This is a genomic window from Chthonomonas sp. (assembly GCF_035294165.1).
GTDB lineage: Bacteria > Armatimonadota > Chthonomonadetes > Chthonomonadales > Chthonomonadaceae > Chthonomonas.
In genome coordinates this window covers 1-1,369 of record NZ_DATGLN010000164.1, presented here as the reverse complement: position 1 = coordinate 1,369, position 1,369 = coordinate 1, and the positions used below count along the sequence as shown (strand labels likewise).

Sequence of the window (1,369 nt, the reverse complement as noted above, 5' to 3'; positions counted from 1 at the left end):
CGACAGGGGCCTCTCCCCGCTCGTTGGTTTTGCCAACGACGATTCCTGTCTTAATGCCGCCACCACCCATGCACACGCTGATGGCGTTAGGCCAGTGGTCTCGGCCGGCGGCGGAGTTGATGCGCGGTGTTCGGCCGAACTCGCCCATCCACAGCACGAGGGTGGTATCGAGCATTCCGCGGTTGTGAAGGTCTTCCAGCAGGGCGGAGTAGCCGGCATCTAAGGGTGGCAGCATGTTGTTCTTCAGCCATTCAAAGTTGTTTTGATGGGTATCCCAGCCACCGAAATTAACCTGCACGAAGCGAACACCGGCCTCTACCAGGCGCCGTGCCAACAAGCACGATTGGCCGAAGTAGTTGCGCCCATAAGCATCGCGCAGCTTATCCGGCTCTTCGTGGAGGTTAAACGCCTTTTTCGCGGCCGGCGAGGTAACCAACGCATACGCCCTTTGATAAAACTCATCCATCGTGAGCGCTGCCGGGGCCGCCGTCTCCGTGTTTCGTTGCCAATCATCGAGTGCGGTGCGCAGCAGTTGGCGTCGCTCCATACGTGCCTGATCGATCCCACCGGGCGGTGTAATGTCGTTTACGGTAAAGCCGGGGTTATTCGGATCGCCGTTGATAATGAAGGGGTTGTACTGATCGCCCATGTAGCCCCCGCCGCCGTGGTTAAATTGAAGTCCTCCGAAGGAGACAAAGGGTGGCATGGCGTTTTGGTAGCCCTTTTCGCGGGCAACAACGGCACCGTAGCCCGGATATTCGATGGCTCTTGAGAAAGGATAGCCGGTAAGCAGGTAGCTCGTGGCCGTTTCGTGGGTTCCATCCGGTGAGGTAACGGAACGAACGATGGAGAACTTATCCGCATGTCTGGCCAGCTTTGGCAGATGCTCCCCGATCTGAATGCCCGACACATTCGTGGCAACGGCACCGAACGGGCCGCGAATATCCTGCGGGGCATCCGGTTTGGGGTCAAAGGTGTCTATGTGGCTTGGCCCGCCTCCCATCCACAGTAGGATGCAGGAGATGTCTTTGATGTTGGTTTTGCCCGTCAATACCTTCTCGGCATAGGCGGCGCGAAACAGGTCTGGCATGGTCAAACCCAACACCGACAAGGCTCCAATGCGGAGCACATCCCGACGAGTAATGCCGTCACAATCTCGATGTTTACCTAGTTCGATCTCTATCATGGTTTCAACCTCCTCTGCACTTAGCAGGGCTATGGCCTAGTGGCCTTCGTTTTAGTGATTAAAGATAAACTCCTTTGTGCCAAGCAGCGTGGCGAGTACATCTTGGAAAACATGCTCTCTATGTTCGCTGTAGATAAGGGCGCCTAAGATGATGTCTCTTTCGCGCTGGGTAGGTAAGCGCCC

General features: G+C 56.4%; 1 protein-coding gene. It reads right to left on the bottom strand.

Features of this window, described 5'->3' with window-relative positions; translation table 11 throughout:
• A partial coding sequence (locus VKV29_RS08565; protein WP_324200891.1) for a DUF1501 domain-containing protein occupies positions 1-1,186 on the bottom strand: 1,186 nt, incomplete at its 3' end.
• Positions 1,187-1,369 lie beyond the last annotated feature (183 nt).